Annotated in this window: 21 protein-coding genes; 13 read left to right on the forward strand and 8 right to left on the reverse strand. The window is 61.9% G+C overall.

Going from position 1 to position 21,685, the window contains the following annotated elements; translation table 11 throughout:
- Window positions 1–80: 80 nt before the first annotated feature.
- Window positions 81–1,580: an AMP nucleosidase gene (gene amn / locus AB4O36_RS00195; protein WP_460120606.1), complete on the forward strand. Its 1,500-nt coding sequence runs from the start codon at window positions 81–83 to the stop codon at window positions 1,578–1,580.
- Window positions 1,581–1,648: 68 nt separating this feature from the next.
- Window positions 1,649–2,284 (forward strand): pseudouridine synthase, encoded by a 636-nt coding sequence (locus tag AB4O36_RS00200; protein ID WP_460140860.1) that lies wholly within the window; start codon window positions 1,649–1,651, stop codon window positions 2,282–2,284.
- Here the strand turns inward: AB4O36_RS00200 and AB4O36_RS00205 are convergent.
- Together AB4O36_RS00205 and AB4O36_RS00210 are read right to left on the reverse strand one after the other, a co-directional pair.
- The gene (locus AB4O36_RS00205; protein ID WP_016773053.1) at window positions 2,279–2,488 is read right to left on the reverse strand and encodes a DUF2788 domain-containing protein; all 210 of its coding nucleotides are present in this window, start codon (window positions 2,486–2,488) and stop codon (window positions 2,279–2,281) included. The two genes, AB4O36_RS00200 and AB4O36_RS00205, sit on opposite strands and share 6 nt — an antisense overlap.
- A 345-nt stretch (window positions 2,489–2,833) precedes the next feature.
- The gene (locus tag AB4O36_RS00210; RefSeq protein WP_150744035.1) at window positions 2,834–3,313 is read right to left on the reverse strand and encodes an Lrp/AsnC family transcriptional regulator; all 480 of its coding nucleotides are present in this window, start codon (window positions 3,311–3,313) and stop codon (window positions 2,834–2,836) included.
- 436 nt (window positions 3,314–3,749) lie between these two features.
- Here AB4O36_RS00210 and AB4O36_RS00215 point away from each other — a divergent pair, with 436 nt between their 5' ends.
- Window positions 3,750–4,793, forward strand: coding sequence for a DUF6515 family protein (locus AB4O36_RS00215; protein WP_460120610.1), 1,044 nt, complete (start codon window positions 3,750–3,752; stop codon window positions 4,791–4,793).
- A gap of 48 nt (window positions 4,794–4,841) precedes the next feature.
- Here AB4O36_RS00215 and AB4O36_RS00220 read toward each other — a convergent pair whose 3' ends face one another.
- On the reverse strand, window positions 4,842–5,735 hold the full coding sequence (locus tag AB4O36_RS00220; RefSeq protein WP_460140861.1) for a cation diffusion facilitator family transporter: 894 nt from the start codon (window positions 5,733–5,735) through the stop codon (window positions 4,842–4,844).
- A 28-nt stretch (window positions 5,736–5,763) separates the two neighbouring features.
- A complete protein-coding gene (locus AB4O36_RS00225) occupies window positions 5,764–6,183 on the reverse strand; it encodes a polyribonucleotide nucleotidyltransferase (RefSeq protein ID WP_460120614.1) in 420 nt (139 codons plus the stop codon).
- A gap of 107 nt (window positions 6,184–6,290) precedes the next feature.
- On the opposite strand from AB4O36_RS00225, the gene hrpB reads away from it, so the two are divergent.
- Complete coding sequence (hrpB, locus tag AB4O36_RS00230; RefSeq protein ID WP_460140862.1) at window positions 6,291–8,807, forward strand: ATP-dependent helicase HrpB; 2,517 nt, start codon at window positions 6,291–6,293, stop codon at window positions 8,805–8,807.
- 142 nt (window positions 8,808–8,949) lie between these two features.
- Here the strand turns inward: hrpB and AB4O36_RS00235 are convergent, their stop codons facing one another.
- Complete coding sequence (locus AB4O36_RS00235; RefSeq protein ID WP_460120618.1) at window positions 8,950–9,864, reverse strand: LysR substrate-binding domain-containing protein; 915 nt, start codon at window positions 9,862–9,864, stop codon at window positions 8,950–8,952.
- Between the two features lie 225 nt (window positions 9,865–10,089).
- Between AB4O36_RS00235 and AB4O36_RS00240 the strand changes: the two genes are divergently transcribed.
- From AB4O36_RS00240 to AB4O36_RS00260, 5 genes are all read left to right on the forward strand, one after another.
- Window positions 10,090–11,580 carry an aldehyde dehydrogenase gene (locus tag AB4O36_RS00240; RefSeq protein ID WP_460120620.1) on the forward strand — a complete coding sequence of 497 codons (1,491 nt, stop codon included), beginning with the start codon at window positions 10,090–10,092 and terminating at the stop codon, window positions 11,578–11,580.
- Between the two features lie 19 nt (window positions 11,581–11,599).
- Complete coding sequence (locus tag AB4O36_RS00245) at window positions 11,600–12,970, forward strand: aspartate aminotransferase family protein (protein ID WP_460140863.1); 1,371 nt, start codon at window positions 11,600–11,602, stop codon at window positions 12,968–12,970.
- A 361-nt stretch (window positions 12,971–13,331) separates the two neighbouring features.
- A complete protein-coding gene (locus tag AB4O36_RS00250) occupies window positions 13,332–14,318 on the forward strand; it encodes an ABC transporter substrate-binding protein (RefSeq protein ID WP_460120624.1) in 987 nt (328 codons plus the stop codon).
- Between the two features lie 9 nt (window positions 14,319–14,327).
- A complete protein-coding gene (locus AB4O36_RS00255) occupies window positions 14,328–15,131 on the forward strand; it encodes an ABC transporter permease (RefSeq protein ID WP_460140864.1) in 804 nt (267 codons plus the stop codon).
- The gene (locus tag AB4O36_RS00260; RefSeq protein ID WP_460120628.1) at window positions 15,119–15,955 is read left to right on the forward strand and encodes an ABC transporter ATP-binding protein; all 837 of its coding nucleotides are present in this window, start codon (window positions 15,119–15,121) and stop codon (window positions 15,953–15,955) included. The genes AB4O36_RS00255 and AB4O36_RS00260 overlap by 13 nt, the downstream gene beginning before the upstream one ends.
- A 132-nt stretch (window positions 15,956–16,087) precedes the next feature.
- On the opposite strand, the gene AB4O36_RS00265 is transcribed toward AB4O36_RS00260, so the two are convergent.
- The gene (locus tag AB4O36_RS00265) at window positions 16,088–17,167 is read right to left on the reverse strand and encodes an endonuclease/exonuclease/phosphatase family protein (RefSeq protein ID WP_460140865.1); all 1,080 of its coding nucleotides are present in this window, start codon (window positions 17,165–17,167) and stop codon (window positions 16,088–16,090) included.
- Between the two features lie 73 nt (window positions 17,168–17,240).
- Complete coding sequence (locus AB4O36_RS00270; protein WP_460120632.1) at window positions 17,241–17,915, reverse strand: YciC family protein; 675 nt, start codon at window positions 17,913–17,915, stop codon at window positions 17,241–17,243.
- A 179-nt stretch (window positions 17,916–18,094) separates the two neighbouring features.
- Between AB4O36_RS00270 and AB4O36_RS00275 the strand changes: the two genes are divergently transcribed.
- The 3 genes from AB4O36_RS00275 to AB4O36_RS00285 all read left to right on the forward strand — a co-directional run bounded on the left by AB4O36_RS00275 (window position 18,095) and on the right by AB4O36_RS00285 (window position 20,056).
- Complete coding sequence (locus AB4O36_RS00275; RefSeq protein WP_460140866.1) at window positions 18,095–18,823, forward strand: DUF2076 domain-containing protein; 729 nt, start codon at window positions 18,095–18,097, stop codon at window positions 18,821–18,823.
- A 120-nt stretch (window positions 18,824–18,943) separates the two neighbouring features.
- Window positions 18,944–19,423, forward strand: a complete 480-nt coding sequence (locus AB4O36_RS00280; protein WP_460140867.1) for a LabA-like NYN domain-containing protein — start codon at window positions 18,944–18,946, stop codon at window positions 19,421–19,423.
- A 21-nt stretch (window positions 19,424–19,444) separates the two neighbouring features.
- A complete protein-coding gene (locus tag AB4O36_RS00285) occupies window positions 19,445–20,056 on the forward strand; it encodes a 3'-5' exonuclease (protein WP_460120637.1) in 612 nt (203 codons plus the stop codon).
- A gap of 33 nt (window positions 20,057–20,089) precedes the next feature.
- On the opposite strand, the gene AB4O36_RS00290 is transcribed toward AB4O36_RS00285, so the two are convergent.
- Window positions 20,090–20,545, reverse strand: a complete 456-nt coding sequence (locus tag AB4O36_RS00290) for an Lrp/AsnC family transcriptional regulator (RefSeq protein ID WP_460120639.1) — start codon at window positions 20,543–20,545, stop codon at window positions 20,090–20,092.
- Window positions 20,546–20,708: 163 nt separating this feature from the next.
- Here AB4O36_RS00290 and yedA point away from each other — a divergent pair, with 163 nt between their 5' ends.
- Window positions 20,709–21,635: a drug/metabolite exporter YedA gene (yedA, locus tag AB4O36_RS00295; protein WP_460120641.1), complete on the forward strand. Its 927-nt coding sequence runs from the start codon at window positions 20,709–20,711 to the stop codon at window positions 21,633–21,635.
- Window positions 21,636–21,685: the final 50 nt, after the last annotated feature.

The raw sequence follows: 21,685 nt of genomic DNA on the forward strand, positions 1-21,685 counted from the left end.
CCTACAGGGGGGCTGTGTGGCTCATGGAATGAGGCACATCCGACACGCCACTGTTTCCGTCGGACCACGATGCAGGCAAGATGAAAGCCTGCAAGTCAGAACACAGGATGCTGATCGTGACCGAAGCTTTTGTTGTCGTCCAAACTGCCGAGCAAGCCGTGGATCGGCTTGCCTTCTTGCACAATCGTGCAACCACCGCATTGAACCAGGCGCTGTTGCGTTACCTCAAGGACCGTGTCGAGCCGGACGCTGAACAGCGAGCGATGTTTCGTTATCCAGAGCTGCGTCTGACCTACCACTGCCAGGGCGAGGTCCCGCAAACCACGCGGGCCTACGCCAAGGTTCAGTTACCGGGCACCTATAGCGTCACCGTTACCCATCCGGCCGCTTTCCGCAAATACCTGCTGGAACAGCTGGTGCCGTTGATGCACGACTTCACCGTGACCGTGGAAGTCGGCGTCAGCCAGCAGAACATTCCGTATCCGTACGTGGTTGAGCAGGGCGATGAGTTGGCCGGTTCCGGCGTGACTGCCGCGGTGCTGGCGCGAGTATTCCCCAGTACCGACCTGTCGGCCGCCACCGACGGCATTGCCGATGGCCTGTACGATTGGGAAAACACTGATCCGTTGCCGCTGGCACTGTTCGATGCCGCGCGGGTGGACTTCTCCCTGCGCCGCCTGGTGCACTACACAGGCAGCGACTGGCGTCATGTACAGCCGTGGATTCTGCTGACCAACTATCACCGTTATGTGGACCAGTTCATCGTGCATGGCCTGGAACAGTTGCGCAGCGACCCGCGCTTCGTGCGCATGGTATTACCGGGCAACGTGATCATCGAAAAGAGCATGGATCATGGCGAAGCCTCGGCCATTGCCGCGGGCGTGGTATGGCACCGCTACCAGATGCCGGCTTATCACCTGATCGCCAGCGACGGACATGGCGTGACCCTGGTCAACATAGGCGTCGGCCCGTCCAACGCAAAAAACATCACCGACCACCTGGCGGTATTGCGGCCGCATTGCTGGCTGATGATCGGCCACTGTGGCGGCCTGCGTCAGTCGCAAACCATCGGTGATTACGTCCTGGCCCACGCCTACATGCGTCGTGACGGGATTCTGGACCGGGTGGTTCCGCCGAACATTCCGATTCCGGCGCTGGCCGAGGTGCAACTGGCCTTGCAGCAAGCGGCTGCCAATGTCACGGGCGAGAAGGGCGATGAGCTGAAAAAACGCCTGCGCACTGGCACCGTCCTGACCTACGACGATCGTAACTGGGAATTGCGCTGGGCCCAGGAACGGCCGCTGATCAATCTCTCCCGCGCCGTGGCGGTGGACATGGAAAGCGGCACCATCGCCGCCCAGGGGTATCGCCTGCGGGTGCCTTACGGCACGTTGCTCTGTGTCTCGGACAAGCCGCTGCACAGCGAAATCAAGCTGCCGGGCTCGGCCAACGCGTTTTACCAGCGTGCGGTCAGCCAGCACTTGCAGATCGGGATCGAGGCGGTGGACCTGCTGCGCACCGAGCTGAACTCGTTGCACTCGCGCAAACTGCGCAGCTTCGACGAGCCGCCGTTCCGCTGACAGTCATGGTCATTTGTCGGTCAGGGCACTAGCATTGGCAGCCCTGACCGTCAGATGTTCCTTTGCTCATGTCCCGTCCTCAACGTCCTGCGTCCCGCCGCCCCGGCGCGAATGTCCCGTCATCCGGCCCGCGTCGCGTCGCCAAGGCACCACCGGCCGAGCCGAAACTGGTCCTGTTCAACAAACCTTTCGATGTGCTGACGCAATTCAGCGACGGTGAAGGGCGGGCGACGCTCAAGGATTTCATCGCCATTCCAGGGATCTACCCGGCCGGGCGGCTGGACCGCGACAGTGAAGGGCTGCTGCTGTTGACCAACGATGGCCAGTTGCAGGCGCGGATCGCCGACCCGAAACACAAACTGGCCAAGACCTATTGGGTGCAAGTCGAGGGCGAACCGAGTGCCGAGCAGTTGCAGCGTCTGCGTGAGGGCGTGGAACTGAACGACGGCATGACCCTGCCCGCCGAGGCGCGGCAATTGGATGACCCGCAGCTATGGCCGCGCGACCCTCCAGTGCGTTTTCGCAAAAGCGTGCCCACCAGTTGGCTGGAGTTGGTCATTCGCGAGGGTCGTAACCGCCAGGTGCGGCGCATGACGGCGGCCGTCGGCTTGCCGACGCTACGGCTGGTGCGGGTCAGGATCGGTGATTGGTCGATCAAAGGGCTCGATCAGGGCCAGTGGAAGGAAGTGCCGGCGCGCTTATAAAGCGCCGGATTCGATCAGGCCGATCACCACGCTTTTGATGATGAACGCCGCGACGCCCAGGCCCAGCACGAAGAACAGGATGAACGAGCCGAAGCGCCCGGCCTTGGATTTTTTCGCCAGATCCCAGACGATGAAACCCATGAAAATGATCAGGATGCTGACAAGTCCAGTCATCATCCACTCTTCGAACAGTGCAGGATCCATCAAACATCTCCAGCGCGGGTGAGGCTAAAAAGGCGGGGGCGATTATACGCCATGCGCGATTGGCGCAGCATGGACCTGCGTCGGTGTGTCGCATGCGCGTCCGTGACCGCCGCAATCCCTGTAGGAGCGGACTTGTCCCGGGCGGCGTTCCGACGATGGTCGTCAACGATAACGCTGGCTGTCTGAATGCCAGCGGTGTCTGGACCACCATCGCAGACAGTCGCCGCAACTTCTGTAGGAGCGGACTCGTCCGCGATGGTCGTCAACGATAACGCTGGCTGTCTGAATGCCAGCGGTGTCTGAGCCACCATCGCGGACAAGTCCGCTCCTACAGGGGGTGTGTTGTCAGCTGCGCAGATGGGTCAGCGGCAATTCGGTGCTGTTGAGCACTTGGTTGAGCACGAAACTGGAGCGCACGCTGGTCACCCCGTCGATGCGGGTCAGGTGGCCCAGCAAGAGTTTCTGATAGTGATCCATGTCGGGCACCACCACCTTAAGCTGATAGTCGGCGTCCATACCGGTCACCAGGCTGCATTCCAGCACCTGTGGCAAGGTGCGAATCGCCGCTTCGAAGTTCTCGAAACGTTCCGGCGTGTGCCGGTCCATGCCGATCAGCACGTAGGCGGTCAGGCTCAGGCCGAGCATCTTGCGGTCCAGCAGCGCCACCTGGCGGGAGATGTAGCCGTCATCCTCCAGTTGTTTGACCCGGCGCGAACAGGGCGAGGGCGACAGGCCGATGCGTTCGGCCAGCTCCTGGTTGGAAATACGCGCGTCGCGCTGCAATTCCGCCAAAATGCTCAGGTCGTATCGGTCGAGTTTGCTCATCAATCAGGCCTTTGTTCTATCAATTGCGGCAGATTATCTATCCAGGGTTAAAAATTGCGCAAGTCATGTTTGTTTGAGCAATCTTCGCAATCTTTTGTCGAGGCCGCTGGCCTATCCTTATCACCAGAATCACTGCTCGGACACACAGTCCACGGCGACTCGCCCAATCAGGCCAGTCGCGGCCGCCACCCCCACCGGGGATGTTCCGGCCCCCGAGCTGCACACTGTCCAGAAGACGGCGTGAGGTGAGCCGGCGTCAAAAGCGTCGAGCACGGACGAAGTTCTCAAAGGGAGGCCGACGGGTCTCCCTTTTCTTTTGCCCGCGATTTATTGGCGGAGCGCTCAATAAATATGTTTCACGACTGATAACCTGTTGCAGAACCGGCCTGTGCTTTCCCAGTCTTACGTACAAGCCCTAACCGCAGTGAGGATAAGCATGAAGTCGCGCATCTGGCGTATGGCCGGTGTTGGTGTGTTGTGTATCAGTGTCACTGCGCAATCGCTGGCCGATGAGCCGCAGAACCGTGGCCCGGATAATGGGCAGCGCGGCGAGGGGCATCAGGGCAACAATCAGGGCAATGGCGGCAACAATCAACCGCGCCCGCAGAATAACCCGCAGCACAACCCACCGCGGCCGCAGAACAACGAGATCATTCGAGGCGACAATAGTCGTCAGTTCGAGAACAACGGCCAGCCGCACAACGGTGGTCAGTGGCAAAACAATCCGCCGCGCGATTACAACAACCCGGTTCGGCCGCCACCGCCGCCACCCCAGTTACCGGCCAATGATCTGCCGATCCAGGGCCGGCCCGACAGCGTGCGCCAGACCCAGCCGCCACAACGCGGCTACTACCAGGACGTGCCTCGGCGCAACGATTACAACCAGCACTGGCAGAACAACGGCCCCCGCCCCGATGATCATTCCTGGGCCGGTCGCCCGAGTGGTCACGGCAATGGTTGGGGGCCTGGCCCGCAGTACCGTCCCGGACACGTGATCGACCGGTTCCCGGACCGCGACTACCGGGTGCCGTATCGTGGTCAGGATTACTTCTTCTCGAACGGTTACTGGTATCGCCCGCTGGGGCCGCGTTATGTGGTGGTGCAGCCGCCTCGCGGGATCCGTATCAGCTACCTGCCCGATTACGCCCGTGAAGTGTGGGTCGGCGGTGCGTTGCTGTTCCTCGCGGCCGGTTCGTATTACGCCTATCAGGAAAACACCCAGGACTACGTAGTGGTCGAGCCCCCCGTGCAACCGCAGCCACAACCGGCCGGCAACGGTTATGACGTCGTGGCCTATCCGGCTAGCGGCCAGTCGCCGGAGCAGGTCAACCGGGACGGATACGAGTGCTACCAGTACGCGGTGCAGCAGAGCGGGTTCGACCCGCGCACCGCCACCTACCAGCCGGCCCCTTCAGTGGTGCAAACCTACCGTCAGGCCCAGGGCGACTGTTTGAGCAGTCGCGGTTATCGGGTCGAGTAGCTGAAAGCTACAAGCGTAAGCCGCAAGCAATCTGCGCACGCTTGTCGCTTAGCGCCTGGAGCTGGTAACGACTTCTGTCGGGTCGGCGTGCACCAGCACTTCAGCCCGTGGATAGGCGGCGTGGATTGCGGCGGCGGCCTGGTCGCTGATGCCGTGGGCGACTGACAGAGTCAGCTCCCCCGGCAACTCCAGGTGCAATTGCACAAACCACTGGTTGCCGGAGATTCGCGTGCGCAGGTCATGCGCGCCCAACACACCCGGCACGCTGCATGCCAGCTCAAGCATGTGCTGGCTGACGTCCGGCGGCAGCTCCTGATCCATCAGCACGGTGAAGCTTTCGCGGGCGATCTGGATTGCGCTCCACAGAATGTACGCGGCGATCCCCAGACCGAACCAGGCGTCCACCTGATGCCAGCCAAAGCCGGCCAGCACCAATGCGACCAGGATGCTGCCATTGAGCAGCATGTCTGAACGGTAATGCAGGGAGTCGGCGCGCACCGCGTTGGAGCCGGTGGCTTTGACCACCCGGTGTTGCAACACCAGCAGCGCCAGCGTAAGGACCAGTGAAAGCACGATGACGCCGATGCTGAGCCATGGCGCGCCCACTGGTTCTGGATGCTTGATCCGCTCGAACGCCTGCAACGCAATCAGCACCGCACTGCCCCAAATGAACAGGGCCTGCGCCATGCCCGCCAGCGACTCAGCCTTGCCATGCCCGTAGCGGTGATCGTCGTCAGCGGGGCGCAACGCATAATGCACGGCAAGAAGATTGAGTAGCGACGTGACGCCGTCGAGGGCCGAGTCGGTCAGTCCGGCGAGCATGCTCACCGAACCGCTCAACCACCACGCGATGGCTTTGGTCACGACCAGGGTGCACGCCACTGCCACCGAGGCGCGAGTGGCGAGCCGCAGCAGGCGGGCGTGTTCGGAACTGGAAACCATAAGAGTGGCTTGTCCTTGCAGGGGAGTATCACGCGGCAGGTTGCAGGCCCAGCGTGGCCAGTTGCTGAGTGCTGCCCTTGTGCTGGATCAGGCGTGGATCGTCCAACGGGAAGCTGCGGCCCAATTCGGTTTCCAGAATGGTCTGCAACTTATGGGTGTCGACCTTGCCGTCGGCGCCGATGGCTTCCTGGAGCTTTTGCGGAGCCACGTGCGCGGTTTCGCCTGGCGCGTAATAGATCGCGCCGGTGGCGAAGTCCACGGCAAACGCGATGAGCCCGGGAATAATATAGAACAGCAGCCCCACGGCATCGAGCGCGGCAATCGCCGGGTCGATCTTGCCGTCGATCTGGCCACGGCGGTCGGGGTAGAAAATCGAACCGCAGGCCGTCACCTGGGTCAGCAGGGTGGCCACCAGTACACCGCCAATCAGGCGAAAAGGAATACGCATGGGAAAACTCCTGTCATCGGTAAACAAAGCGTCGTCGGTATGAGTTAGGACCGTGATAAACGCCGAGCAGTTCGCCGTTATACTCGGCCCTCTGTTTGGGAGCCAGCATGATTTCTTTGCCGATTGATGAAGTTTTACCCGCCCTGCGTGAAGCGTTGGCGACACGCCACGAAGCTGTGCTCGAAGCACCGCCCGGTGCGGGCAAGACCACTCGGGTTCCGCTGGCCTTGCTCGATGAGGCGTGGCTGGCGGGGCAGACCATCCTGATGCTCGAGCCAAGACGCTTGGCCGCGCGGGCTGCGGCGGAGAGGCTGGCCAGCGAGCTGGGTGAAAAAGTCGGTGAAACGGTGGGCTATCGGATCCGGCTCGACAGCAAGGTCGGCCCCCGTACGCGCATCGAAGTGGTCACCGAAGGCATCCTGACCCGGCGCTTGCAGGATGACCCCGCACTGGATGGCGTGGGCCTGCTGATCTTCGATGAATTCCATGAACGCAGCCTCGATGCCGATCTGGCGCTGGCCTTGAGCCTCAATGGTCGCGCGCTGTTTCGGGACGACCAGCCGCTGAAAATCCTGCTGATGTCTGCCACCCTCGAGGGCGAGCGACTGGCAGGGTTGCTCGACGACGCACCGATCCTGCGCAGCCAAGGGCGCATGTACCCGGTGGCGATGCGCTGGGGGCGGCCGTTCCAGCCAGGGGAGTTCATCGAGCCGCGTGTGGTGCAGACCGTTCTCGAAGCGCTCAATGATGAAACCGGCAGTCTGCTGGTGTTCTTGCCCGGGCAGGCGGAGATCCGTCGTGTGCATCAACAATTGGCCGACGCATTGGGCACGGACTCCAAGGTGCTGCTCTGCCCGTTACACGGCGAACTGGACCTGGCCGCGCAACGTGCTGCGATCGACCCGGCCCCGGCCGGCAAGCGCAAAGTGGTGCTGGCCACCAACATTGCCGAAACCAGCTTGACCATCGACGGTGTGCGTGTGGTGATCGACGCCGGGCTGGCGCGGGTACCGCGTTTCGATCCGGGCAGCGGCATGACGCGCCTGGACACCCAGCGCATCTCCCGCGCCAGTGCCACGCAGCGTGCCGGCCGAGCCGGGCGTCTGGAGCCCGGCGTGTGTTATCGCCTATGGTCGCAAGATCAACATGAACAACTGGCCGCCTATGCCAGTGCTGAAATCGTTTCGGCGGACCTGGCCGGTCTCGCGCTGCAATTGGGGCGCTGGGGGGTGACCCCGGAACAGTTGGTGTGGCTCGACGTACCGCCCGCGGCGGCTTATGCACAGGCGCAGGACTTGCTCGAACGCCTTGGCGCACTGGATGGTGAAGCTCTGAGTCGCCACGGCCAGGCCATGGCCGAACTGCCGGCACATCCGCGTATCGCCCATTTGCTGTTGCGTGGCCAGGCGTTGGGCCTGGCCGAGATGGCCTGTGACGTCGCAGCATTGCTGGGTGAACGGGACATTCTGCGCGGCGCCGGTGCCGATCTGCACAGTCGGCTGACGCTATTGTCCGGCGAAGAGCGGGCGGCCCGTGGCGCCCAAGGCGGGGTGCAGCGCGCCCGACAACTGGCTCGGCAGTATCGCGGTTACCTGCGCGGCAAGGCGTGCGACCCGGTGAGCGATCCAGACCATCCGCGCTGGTTGGGCGCCTTGCTGGCGCTGGCCTACCCCGACCGCGTGGCTCAGCAACGGCGGGCGGGGGGCGCGGAGTATCGGCTCGCCAACGGCCGCGCCGCGCTGTTCGCCGAAGCGGACAGCCTGATGAAGCAGGCGTGGCTGGTGATCGCCGATCTCGGCAGTCGCCAGGGCCAGCGTGAAGAGCGCATCTATCTGGCGGCGGATTTTGATCCGGCGCTGTTCGAATCGGTTCTCGCCGAACAGGTGCGGGTGGTCGATCAACTTGACTGGGATGAGCGCGAAGGCGCGTTGCGCGCCGAGCGTCAGCGCAAGGTTGGCGAGCTGGTGCTCAGCCGTGAACCCTTGACCGGGCTGGACGAGGCTGCGCGCAGCCAGGCGCTGGTCAACCTGGTGCGGCGCAAGGGGCTTGAGTTGCTGCCGTGGTCGCCGGAGCTGCGTCAGTGGCAGGCGCGTGTCGCGTTGCTGCGTCAGTTGGACCTCGACGCCAAGGACGAAACCGAGTGGCCGGATGTCAGCGACCCAGCGTTACTCAAAGGCCTGGAACATTGGTTGCTGCCGTACCTGGGCAAAGTGTCGCGGCTCAGTCATTTCGCCAACCTCGACCTGTCCAGCATCGTTCGCAACCTGTTGCCGTGGCCACTGCCGCAACGCCTGGACGAGTTGGCGCCGCATCATTTGAGCGTGCCCTCGGGTTCGTCGATCCGCCTGGACTACAGCGAGCAACCGCCGATTCTGGCGGTGCGCCTGCAGGAACTGTTCGGCCTCGCCGACACCCCGCGCATTGCCGGCGGACGTCAAGTGGTGAAGTTGCACCTGCTGTCCCCGGCGCGCCGACCGGTGCAGGTGACCCAGGACCTGGCGAACTTCTGGCGCAGCACTTATGCCGAAGTGAAGAAGGATTTGAAGGGACGCTACCCCAAGCACTACTGGCCGGATGATCCGCTGGTGGCGGAGGCGACGGCGCGGGCCAAGCCGCGTAAGTAACCTCCTCGCCGGACTTTCCCCTGTAGGAGCGAGCATGTCGAGGCGTCGAACCGTCGCGATGGTCGTCAACGATAACGCTGGGCATCAGATAGCCAGCGTCGCTTGAGCTTCCATCGCGAGCATGCTCGCTCCTACAGAGAACTCAACGCACGATTTTTGCCGTCAACTGCTCCCGGCAGTAATCGGCGAACAGCTGCGCCGGCTTGGTCAGTTGCCCGCGCTTGAGCCACGCCGCCACCAGTCCGGAGCCGGTGACGTCTTCGATGATGTCCACGCACACCACTTTCTTGCCGTCATAGGTGCACTCTGAATGTGGGCGGGTGACCAGGATCGAGAAACCGAACCCTTGCCCCACCATGCCCCGCACCATTTCGATCGACGGTGAGCTGAAGGCGATCTGCGGTTGCAGGCCCAGCTCTTCGAACAGGCTGACAAAGTAGGTGCGGCTCGGTTGCACGTCCAGCAGGATCATCGGCTCCAGGCACAGGTCGCGCAGTGAAACCTGCTTGAGCTGGGCAAAGCGGTGATCGGCCGGCAGCAGCGCGTAAGGGCGCTGCGCCGGCATCAGCGGCTCGGTTTCGATGGTGGCGTCGAGGTCGTGTTCATACAGAATCGCCAAGTCGAAGCTGCCCGAGGTCAGGCCCTGCACCAGCTCCTGTTGTTCACCGTCGCGGATGCGGATTTTCACGCCGGGGTACAGCGCCGAGAAACCGGCAATCAACTGCGGCAGGTACAAGGGCGCAACGGTTTCGAAGCAGCCGATATCGATCTGACCGGCCACCACGTCGTTGTCGGCCAGTGCGTTCTGTTCGAACTCCTTGGCCATGCGCAGCAGTTCCTGGGCCTTGCGATAGAAGCGCGCGCCGCTGGGGGTGAGGGATACGCCCTGGGCATGATGACGGATCAGCAGTTGCACGCCGAAGCTGTCTTCCAGGCCCTTGATCGCCGTGGATATCGCCGGCTGGGCGATGTACAGCTTGCGCGAGGCCTCGGCAACGCTGCCGCATTCGACGGTGGTGATGAAGTACTTCAGTTGACGCAGGTTGTAGGCAGCCACGGCAAACCTCTGGGTGGATGGACACAACATCCAGGCAATTTTTGCGCCGACTGAATCCGTTTTGACGACGGTATTTGTTGTGCCTGAACAATAACCACATCGTGCACGTGGGTGGAGATGACCTGCCCAGTATTTTCATGGTCTGGGAAGACATTTTTACTATTTTTGCTTGACTCGGGCCTGAGCGACTATCGATGCACATCAAAGCCCATGGAGCATTTGAACGTGTTCGAGCTTGCATATTGGCAAAAGAAAGCCGCGACACTGGCGTTTCCCGACCAGGCCCTGATCGACGGCAAACTGCGTGCGGCGCAGTCCGGCCAGACTTTCGCGGCGATCAATCCCGCCACGGGGCAACGCTTGGCCGATGTGGCGGCGTGCGGGTTTGAGGACGCAGACATTGCAGTGAGCAACGCGCGGCAGGCGTTCGAGGCGGGCACCTGGGCGGCGTGCTCGCCGGCTGAACGCAAGCAAGTGCTGCTGCGCTTGGCCGAGCTTATCCTGGAACATCGCGAAGAGCTGGCACTGCTGGACTCGCTGAGCATGGGCAAGCCGGTGATGGACGCCTACAACATCGACGTGCCGGGCGCCGCCGGTGTATTTCGCTGGTATGCCGAAAGCCTCGACAAACTCTACGACCAGGTCGCGCCGAGTGCGCAGAACGTATTGGCCACCATCACCCGCGAAGCGCTGGGTGTGGTCGCCGCCGTGGTGCCGTGGAATTTTCCGCTGGACATGGCTGCGTGGAAACTCGCCCCGGCCTTGGCTGCTGGAAACTCCGTAATCCTCAAGCCCGCCGAGCAATCACCGTTCTCCGCCCTGCGCCTGGGCGAACTGGCGCTGGAAGCCGGGTTGCCCCCTGGGGTATTGAACGTTCTACCGGGCCTGGGCGAGCAGGCGGGCAAAGCCCTGGGTCTGCACCCTGACGTCGACTGCCTGGTGTTCACCGGCTCCACCGAGGTCGGCAAGTATTTCATGCAGTATTCCGCGCAGTCGAACCTCAAGCAGGTGTGGCTCGAATGCGGCGGCAAGAGCGCCAACCTGGTGTTCGCCGATTGCCAGGACCTGGACCTTGCGGCAGAGAAAGCTGCGTTTGGCATCTTCTTCAATCAGGGCGAAGTCTGCTCGGCCAACTCGCGCTTGCTGGTAGAGCGCTCGATCCACGACGCGTTCGTGGAACGCCTCAAGGCCAAGGCCGAGAGCTGGTTACCGGGCGATCCGCTGGATCCGTCGAGTCGCGCTGGCGCCATCGTCGACAGCCGCCAGACTGCACGCATCATGCAGTTCATCGAACAGGCCGAACGCCAGGGCGCCACCCGGGTGTGCGGCGGTCGACAGGCGATGTTCAACGGCTGCGACAACTTCATCCAGCCGACCATCTTTACCCACGTCAGCCCGGACATGGCGCTGTTTCGAGAGGAGGTGTTCGGCCCAGTGCTGGCCATTACGCCGTTCGATGACGAGGCACACGCCTTGCAATTGGCCAACGACAGCGTTTATGGCCTTGCCGCCTCGTTGTGGACCGACAACCTCAATCGCGCACACCGTGTGGCCCGGCAATTGCGCGCAGGTACGGTGTCGGTGAACTGCGTCGATGCCCTGGACGTGACCGTGCCTTTCGGTGGCGGCAAACAGTCCGGGTTCGGCCGTGACCTGTCGTTGCACTCATTCGATAAATACACCCAGTTGAAGACCACCTGGTTTCAACTTCGCTGACAAGAACGGAGAACTGGCGATGACCACCCCACGTGAAACCCGCGATTACCAGGCTGCCGATGCCGCGCATCACATCCACGCCTTCGTCGACCAGAAGGCCCTCAACGACGAGGGACCCCGCGTAATGGTCCGAGGCGAACGCCTGCACCTGTGGGACAACGATGGTCGACGTTACCTCGATGGCATGTCCGGGCTGTGGTGCACCAACCTTGGCTACGGTCGCCAGGACTTGGCGGCAGCGGCCGCCCGGCAGCTTGAGCAGTTGCCGTACTACAACATGTTTTTCCACACCACCCACCCGCAGGTGATCGAGCTCTCCGAGCTTTTGTTCAGCCTGCTGCCGGGGCACTACAGCCACGCGATCTACACCAACTCCGGCTCCGAGGCCAACGAGGTGCTGATCCGCACCGTGCGCCGCTACTGGACAATCCTCGGCAAGCCCGAGAAGAAAATCATGATCGGGCGCTGGAACGGTTACCACGGCTCCACCCTGGCCGCGACGGCGCTTGGTGGCATGAAGTTCATGCACGAAATGGGTGGCATGTTGCCGGACATCGATCACATCGATGAACCTTACTTCTTCGCTCACGAAGGCAACCTCACGCCCGCCGAGTTCGGTCTGCGGGCGGCGCAGCAACTGGAAGCGAAGATCCTGGAACTGGGCGCGGACAAGGTGGCCGGCTTCATCGCCGAACCGTTCCAGGGTGCGGGCGGGATGATCTTCCCGCCAGAAAGCTACTGGCCGGAAATCCAGCGGATCTGCCGCAAGTACGACGTGCTGCTCTGTGCCGATGAAGTGATCGGTGGTTTTGGTCGTACCGGCGAATGGTTCGCCCACGAATACTTCGGGTTCGAGCCGGACACCCTGTCGATCGCCAAGGGCCTGACCTCCGGCTACATCCCCATGGGCGGCCTGATCCTGTCGAAGAAAATGGCCGAGGTACTGGTGGAGCGGGGCGGCGTATTCGCTCACGGCTTGACCTATTCCGGGCACCCGGTTGCGGCGGCGGTGGCCATTGCCAATCTCAAGGCATTGCGCGACGAAGGCGTGGTGACGCGGGTCAAGGACGACATCGGCCCCTACCTGCAACAGTGCCTGCGCGAGGTGTTCGGCAACCACCCGCTGGTGGGCGATATCCAGGGCACGGGCCTGGTTGCAGCGTTGCAACTGGCCGAAGACAAAGCCAGCCGCAAGCGCTTCGCCAACGAGAATGACATTGCCTGGCGCTGCCGCACCATCGGGTTCGAGGAGGGGGTGATCATTCGCTCGACACTGGGACGGATGATCATGGCGCCGGCCCTGATCGCCAGCCGCGAGGAGATCGACGAGCTGGTCGACAAGACGCTTAAGGCGGTGGATCGCACCGCGCAGGAGTATGGTCGGCTCTGAGATAGCAGGAAGGTCCTGCGGACCTTATCGCGAGCAAGCCCGCTCCCACAGTTCCAATGTGGGAGCGGGCTTGCTCGCGATAAAGTAGTCGATTCAGCACATTTTCCAGCTTTTTGCCCCCACCCTGTGCATCCCCAATCACCCCGCCCCATTCCCGCGCACACTACCCAGTTTTTTCATCACTCCCACCGACATATTTCCTAATTTTCCTGCGCCCGCCCTTGGTCCAACATCGACCTCGCCAGCCAGCCGAATGCTGTACGCCCTCAAGTCCAGCAGAGACCCCAGGCGACAGCGCAACCCGACGCTGCTGGTCGTACTGCCCATGACAAAACTAAATCAACAGCTTTGGGAGTGCTCCATGATCAAGTCCTTGCTTACCGGCGTTGCCCGTCCACTGGCGGTCACCGCCCTTGCTGCCACGGTCGCGAGCGGCGCCCAGGCCGGCACCCTGTCCATCGGTCATACCACTTGGGTTGGCTACGGCACGCTCTACCTGGCCCGGGATCTGGGCTATTTCAAGGAAGCCGGCCTGACCGTCGAATTGCCTGTGGTGGAAGAGGCGTCGATGTACATGGCCGCGCAAGCGTCCGGTGAATTGTCCGGCTCGGCGTCGACCATCGATGAAGTGCTCAAGTACCGTCCGCAGTTCTGCTTCAAGGCCGTGGCCGCACTGGACGACAGCCATGGCGGCGACGGCGTGCTCGTAGGCAAGGACGTCAAGAGCCTGCAAGAGCTCAAGGGCAAGTCCGTGGCGGTGAACGAGGGGTCGACCTCGCAGTTCTGGCTGTCGTACCTGCTGAAGAAACAGGGCATGAGCATGAGTGACATCACCGTGCAGAACATGACCGCTGACGACGCCGCCACCGCATTCATCGCCGGTCGCGTGCCGGCCGCCGTGACCTGGGAGCCGCACCTGTCGATGGTGCGTGACAAGCAGCAGGGCAAGGTGCTGATCGACAGCAGCAGTACGCCGGGGGTGATCGTTGACGTCGTTGCGCTCAACTGCACGGTGATCGAGAAGCAGCCCGAAGACGTCAAGGCGCTGGTGGCTGGGCTTTACAAGGCGGTGCAATACACCAAGGACCATCCGCAGGAAGCCTACAAAATCATGGCCAAGGGTGTCGGTGGTTACCTCGCCGATCCGAAGGAGCTGGAAGCCGCCGCCCAGGGCGTGCGTTTCTACGATCAAGCCATGAGTGAAAAACTCCTCGGCTCACCGGGCAAACCGGGCGACAGCGCACCCCTGATCAAACTGGCCAATGAGACCGCGAGTGAGTTGCAGGGCAAACCCTACAACGTCAGCAATGACGATCTGGTCGACAACCGCTTCGTCAGTCCGCTGTAGGAGGTTCCCATGTTCAAGCGCAAATCGTGGTTGAGCCGCTGTATTACGCCCAAGACCGGTCTGCCGGTGTCGGTGGTCTGGAGCGCGAGCGGGTTGGCCTGGGTGCTGTTGGTGGGGCTGTGGGCCGGCTTGTCGTATGGTGGCGTGGTGCCCGGCATGTTCCTGCCGACCCCCGGCGCGGTGGTCGAGGCCGCCTTCCGCCTGGGCCGCGATGGCACGCTCGGCCAGCATGTATGGGCGAGCGTCGAAGTGGTCATGGTCGGTTTCATCATCTCGTCGCTGGTGGCGGTGCCGGTGGGCTTGCTGATGGGCAGTTTCCGCATCGTCCAGGCGTTCCTCGAGCCGCTGGTGAATTTCATCCGCTACCTGCCAGTCACCTCGTTCGTGCCGCTCTTCATTCTGTGGATCGGCATCGGCCTGGAACAGCGGGTGTCGGTGATCATCTTCGGGGTGTTCTTCCAGCAACTGGTGATGATTGCGGACGTGTCGAAGGGCATCTCCAAAGACCTGATCAACGCTTCTTACACCCTGGGCTCCAACCGTCGTGATGCGGTGTTGCACGTGATCGCCCCTGCGTCGTTGCCGGGCGTGCTCGATACCCTGCGCGTGACCATGGGCTGGGCCTGGACCTACCTGGTGGTCGCCGAGCTGGTGGCGGCTTCCAGTGGCCTGGGTTACCTGAGCCTCAAAGCCATGCGCGGTTTCCAGGTGGACGTAATTTTCCTCGCCATCGCGATCATCGGCCTGTTGGGCCTGGTCACCGATCAACTGTTCCGCTTCCTTCGCCTGAGGATTACCGCATGGGCTCAGTAACCGCCGTCAACCCACGACTCGTCACGCCGATGGCGACGCCCTCGCACGGCGCGCCGCGCTTGCAGGTGGACAAGGTCAGCCTGCGATACCAGAAACCCGGCGGTGGCGTGTTCACCGCGTTGGATCAAGTGTCGTTCGAGGTCCCGGACCAGCAGTTCGCCGTGCTGGTGGGACCTTCGGGGTGTGGGAAATCGAGTCTGCTGTATCTCACCGCCGGCCTGAACGAGCCTACCGAAGGCGAGATCTACGTCGGTGGCCAGCAAGTGCACGGCCCCGGTGCGGACCGTGGCATGGTGTTCCAGAGCTACACGCTGTTCCCGTGGCTGACTGTGCGTCAGAACGTCGAGTTTGGCCTCAAGCGGCGGGGCATGCCGGCGGCCCGGCGCAAGGAAATCGTCGATTACTACGTCAATGAAGTTGGCCTCACCGGCTTCGCCGACAACTATGCCAAGCAACTTTCCGGCGGGATGATGCAACGGGTGGCGATTGCCCGGGCGTTGGCCAACGACCCGCAGATTCTGTTGATGGACGAGCCCTTCGGCGCTCTCGACAGCCAGACACGCCTGCAAATGCAGCAGCTGTTGTTGCGGGTCTGGGGCAACAGCAAAAAGACCGTGCTGTTTGTCACCCATGACATCGACGAGGCCATTTTGCTGGGTGACCGCGTCTATGTGATGGGCGCGCGCCCGGGGCGGATCAAGCAGATCCTCGACGTGCCGATCGAGCGTCCGCGAACCCTGGACATGGTCATGGAGCGCTCATTCATCGAGATGAAACGCAACATTTTCGGCCTGCTGCATGATGACCTGGAGGAGGTGCATTGATTTCCAGATCCACAGGCCTTCCCTTGTGGGAGCGGGCTTGCCCGCGATAGCGGTGGTTCAGTCACATCAATGTTGAAACTACTGCCGCCATCGCGGGCAAGCCCGCTCCCACAGGGCCTTTGTGGAGTTCCACTACGGTGCCGCTGGCAACAGAAACCGCCCGATCACCGGTAGGTGATCGGATATGCGCAGGGTATCGTCCTGCCGCACCGTCGCCGCGACTCGTTTGATCCGCGGGCTGTAGAACAGGTAGTCAACGGTGCGGTCCGGGCCGCTCAACCCCGGGTCATTGGGGTAATGCGTCAGCCATCGCGCCCGGTCGATCCCGCCGGCTTCGTTGTTGGTCGGGATCATCGGGTACTTGTCCCACAGCAAGTGCAAGGCGCTGTCGGCGGAGTAGGGCGTGCGTTGTTCGCTGGGCAGGCGTCGATACTGCCCCAGCGGCAGCAGGTTGAAGTCGCCGCCAATCAACCACGGTGTGCCACGGCTTTCGAGCTTGTCGAGGACCTTGGCCACTGAAGCCACCTGTTTTTGCAGCGTGTCGTCAGGCTGCCGGGTGCGATCCAGATGAGTGTTGAGTACCGCCAGTTGGCTGCCGTCGCTCTGCGGCAGGTAATTCACTTGAAGGGCATTCCTCGGATTGAACTGGCGGCTGATGAAATTGGCGGGAGCTACCGGCAATTGCAGGCGTTCGGCATGCTCGATCTGGTAGCGGCTGAGTGTGGCCAGTTGCCGGCCGACACTGCCGAAGATGGGTGGCAACGGTACGAAATCAGCTTTCCAATCGAAGGCATGGGTGCTGCATGGGTACAGGTCGGCGACCCGCTCCTGGAGCAGTTTGAGCTGGTTCTGGTAATCGCTGGCCTTGGCGCCATCGTCGAGTTCCTGCAACAGCACGATGTCGGGCTGCTCGTCACGCACCACACGTGCCACCTCATCGAGGCTGAAGGCCATGTCGGCGTCCGTCGGGCGTTCGTCGGGGCCGGCCGCCAGGTCATTCCAGAAGACATAGCGCTTGCCAGCCAGGTACTGGACGTTCCAGGTCATGACTTTCAACGCTTGGCCGGGCACCAGTGTCGGCGCCTTGGCGTTGCAACTGACCGGCAGTATTTCCCTGGCCTCGGGGCGCCAGGTCAGGCTGTAGATCAGCAGGGCGATCAGGCCGCTGGCAACCAGCAGGACCAGCAGGGTGTAGCGCAGTAGACGGGTCATGGCTCGCTTATAGCGTTACAAAAGAAGGCCCGAGCATAACCGAGGGAAAACGGCCTGCCCATCCGTCGAGTGCTTACAGCGGACGGTCGACTTTCTCGGGAACATCGCTGATCAACATGAACAGGCGAAACAACACCACACTGGTAAATAACTGCAAAAAGCTGTGAGCGCTGTCGATCAGCAGGGAAATCACCGGGTTTTGCGGCTCCGGATACACCTGCAGGGTCACGCCCTTGAGTACCCACAACGGCCCCATCACACACAGAATGCACACCAGGATGCGCAGGAAATGGCCGCGCGTCAGCCGCAGGCTGGCTTTCATCGCCGCCAGAGGCGCCATTCCACGCAGGACCAGCAAATACTCGCCAAAGGCGAGTGCCACCATCAGCCAGATACCCGGCAGGAAATACAGGGACAAGCCGAGCAGAATCAGCAGGGTATTGAGCGCCGTCAGCAGGGCAAAGCGCGGCCACAGGCTCGCCGACATCGCCAGCAAATCGCGGTTGCGCGGTGATTCACCACGGCTGCGAGCATCGAGAAACAGGATCAGTGCGGCGGTGTACAGCGGATACACCAGCAAGCCAACGATCACGCTGATGCCCGGGAAGCTGTCTGGCTCGGTGGAGCGATCAACCACCTGTTGCAGCAGTGCCTCGAAAATCACCAGTGGCAGGCACAGCTGCACGATCTGTTTCAGATTGCGTTTGAAGAAATACAAAGAGTCGCGCAGTACGTCGAACGGATTCATCAGTCGGTATCGCAGGTGGGAAGCAGTGGCCCACTTTAACCGATGCGAGCGCTTGGGGGCGCATACGTAAACGTTCGGTAAAGGATATTGAATCAAGTTGTTTCAGCCTCCATTAAGGTCAGGCACCGTATCCTCTCAGGAGAAGGGCACTGATTTCCCAGGCAATCTAAGAGGTCGCCATGAACAGCGAAGAACAAACCCTGATCGATGGACTGTTTTCCCGGCTGCAACAAGCCGAAGCGGACGCAGCCCCGCGCGATGCTCAGGCCGAGGCGCGGATCAAGGAGCACCTGACTCGCCAACCGACGGCGGGTTATTTCATGACCCAGGCGATCCTGGTGCAGGAAGCGGCGATCAAAAGCCTCGACGGGCAGAACAAGCAACTCGAGGAACAAGTCCGGCAATTGCAAGCTGAGCTGCAATCGGCCAAGGCGCAGGCACCTGCTACGCCGTCGAGTGGGGGAGGCTTCCTGTCGAGTATCTTTGGGGGCAGCTCCCGGGAAGCACCGGCACCCAGTGCTCCGCCCTCCAGCGGCGGCTGGCGTGAGCCAGGGCGTTCGTCGTTCAACCCGCCACCGCCTCAACAGGCCTACGCAGCTCCGCCCTCCAACTACGCGCCGCAAGCGCCCGCGGGCAGTGGTTTTCTCGGTGGCGCGCTTAAAACGGCCGCCGGTGTCGCGGGTGGTGTAATGCTGGCGCAGGGCATCAGCAGCCTTTTCCACCACAACCAGCAGCCGGACGTGGTCGAAGTGATCCGCGAGGAGCCCGCTCAGGTCAACGACCAGCGCGACAGCGGGGGTTGGGGCGATGATCAGCGTGTGGCTGACAATGCCTACGATCAGGGTGGTTATTCCGACGCTGATTACAGCGGTGACGATTCTTTTGGCGACGACGATTCCTACGTCTGACACGCCATTCGTCTGGAGCGCTGCGGCGCTCCAGGCTGATTATTCGCGGAACATTCCTTCAGGCTGGCATACTGGGCAACTTTTAGTGCCAGGTGGCTGGTTCAGCCTTGAGGACAACCGGTGAAAAAAATTGCGGTGTTCGCCGACGTTCAAAACCTCTATTACACCGTGCGTCAGGCCTATGGTTGCCACTTCAACTACGCCGCGCTGTGGGCTGATGTCAGCAAACAGGGTGAGATCGTCGAGGCCTATGCCTATGCGATCGACCGGGGCGACAGCAAGCAGCAGCAATTCCAGCAGATCCTGCGCAATCTCGGTTTCACCGTGAAGCTCAAACCCTACATCCAGCGCAGCGACGGCTCGGCCAAGGGCGACTGGGACGTGGGCATCACGCTGGACATCATGGACGCGTCCGATCACGTTGACGAAGTGGTGCTGGCTTCCGGTGACGGTGATTTCGACATGCTGCTCGAGCGCATCATCAGCAAGCACGGGGTGCAGGCGGTGGCTTATGGCGTACCGGGCCTGACGGCCAACTCGCTGATTCGCGCCGCCACCCGCTACGTGCCCATCGAAGGCGCCTTGCTGCTCAAGAATTGATCAATACGGAGCTGAAACAGGTTGGAACGCATCGCAGTCATCGACTTTGAAACCACGGGTATCTCCCCGAGCAGCAGTTGCCGGGCCACGGAAATTGCCGTGGTTATCCTTGAACGGGGGCGTATCGTCGAGCGTTACCAAAGCCTGATGAATGCCGGCGTGCGCGTCCCGGCCTTCATCGAACAACTCACCGGAATCAGCAATGCCATGCTGCGCAGCGCACCGTCGGCGGAACAGGTGATGAACGAGGTCAACGAGTTTGTTGGCATCACACCGCTGCTGGCGCACAACGCCGCGTTCGACCAGAAGTTCTGGGACTTTGAACTGGGGCGGATCAAACGCACCCGGTTGCAGAACTTTGCCTGCTCGCTGCTGCTGGCCCGCCGCCTGATGCCCGCGGCGCCCAACCACAAGCTCGGGACCCTCAACGCCTACGCCAACCTGCCCCACACCGGCAAGGCCCACCGGGCGATGGCCGACGCCGAGATGGCGGCGAACCTCACTGCGCACCTGGCGGATGAGTTGCGGGGCAAGCATGGGCTGCGCGAACTGTCCCACGATTTGCTGTGCAAATTGCAGAAAGTGCCGGCGGCGAAGATCAATGAGCATCTGAAGCGGCACCGGGGTTTCTGACCGCAACACGGCTCCCACCGTTACTGTGTCGCTTCAGGCTTTGCCGTTGCCTTCGATATGCCCCAACGGCACACGCTTCTCGATGGCGCTGGACAGCACGATTGACGTCTTGCTGAACCCGAACTTGGCGATCCTGTTGATCAACTCCTCCAGTTCCGGCATCGAACCCACCGCTGCCTGCATGATCACGCACGGATCGCCGGTGACCCGGTGGCATTCGGTCAGTTGTGGGATTTTGATCAGGTCGTCGTAGGCTTTTTGATTGCCGTGCTGGTTCAGGCGCAGTTCGATGACGCACTGGATCGGCAGCCCGAGCTTGGCCATGTCGACTTTCGCCTGATAGCCGGTGATGACCCCGCAGGCCTCGAGTTTGGCCACACGCTCGGCGACGGCGGGGGCGGACAGGTTCACCTTGCGCGCGAGGTCGGCGTAGGACGCACGACCGTTTTCCAGCAGGGCGCCGAGCAGCATGCGGTCGTATTTGTCCATGGTGGAACTCCAGAAAGTGACTGACTTTCGAAAGCACGGTTTATAGCGTTGATCTCCGTGATTTGAAAAGTGTACCGGCGCTATAAACAGGTTTTGTAACTTATTTTTACTCGTTGGCCTTTCTAGAATAGCCATTCACCTGTCTTGCCTGCGAGCTACTCCCATGTCTGCCCCGCGTCGCTTCCCCCTACCATTGATCGCCGCCTTTTTCGCGCTGTACGTGATTTGGGGCTCGACTTACCTGGTGATCCGCATCGGTATTGAATATTGGCCACCGCTGCTGCTTGCCGGGATTCGTTTCGTGATTGCCGGGACTTTGATGTATGGCTACTTGCGCTGGCGCGGGGTGCCGGCGCCCACCTGGGCGCAGTGGAAAGCGGCAGGGATCATCGGGGTGTTGCTGCTCAGTTGCGGTAACGGCGCGGTGAGCGTGGCCGAGCATACCGGCGTCGCGTCAGGCGTTGCCGCATTGGCGGTGGCCACGGTGCCGCTGTTCACTTTGCTGTGCGGATATTTCTGGGGCGCCCGTAACACTCGTCTGGAATGGGCCGGAATTGTGCTTGGCCTGATCGGCATCGCGATGTTGAACCTGGGTTCCAACCTGCAATCGAGCCCGCTGGGCGCGATGTTGCTGATCTTTGCGGCGGCCACCTGGGCCTTCGGTTCGGTCTGGAGCAAGCACCTGCCGCTGCCTCAAGGGGCGATGGCCAGTGCCGTGGAAATGCTGGTGGGCGGCCTGGTACTGCTGATCGGCAGCGCTGTGAGCGGTGAGCACCTGCCTGCCATGCCGCCGATCGAAGGGTGGGCGGCACTGGCCTACCTCACCGTCTTCGGCTCGATCATCGCCTTCAACGCCTACATGTACCTGCTGAAAAATGTGCGTCCGGCAGCGGCCACCAGTTATGCCTACGTCAACCCGGCGGTGGCGGTGTTGCTGGGGATCGTATTCGCCGGCGAAAGCATCGGCATCGAGGAGGCGTTGGCCATGCTGGTGATCATCAGCGCCGTGGTATTGATCGGTTTGCCGCAGTGGCGCCGGGCTCCGCAGCGACCGGCTGCGGTGGCGCAGACAGAATCGAGTGTGAATTAGGGTAAACTGCGCGGCATTGCACACTCGCGCGCTGAATTTTCCTACGGTAA

The sequence above is a fragment of the Pseudomonas sp. S2_E01 genome, from assembly GCF_054668365.1.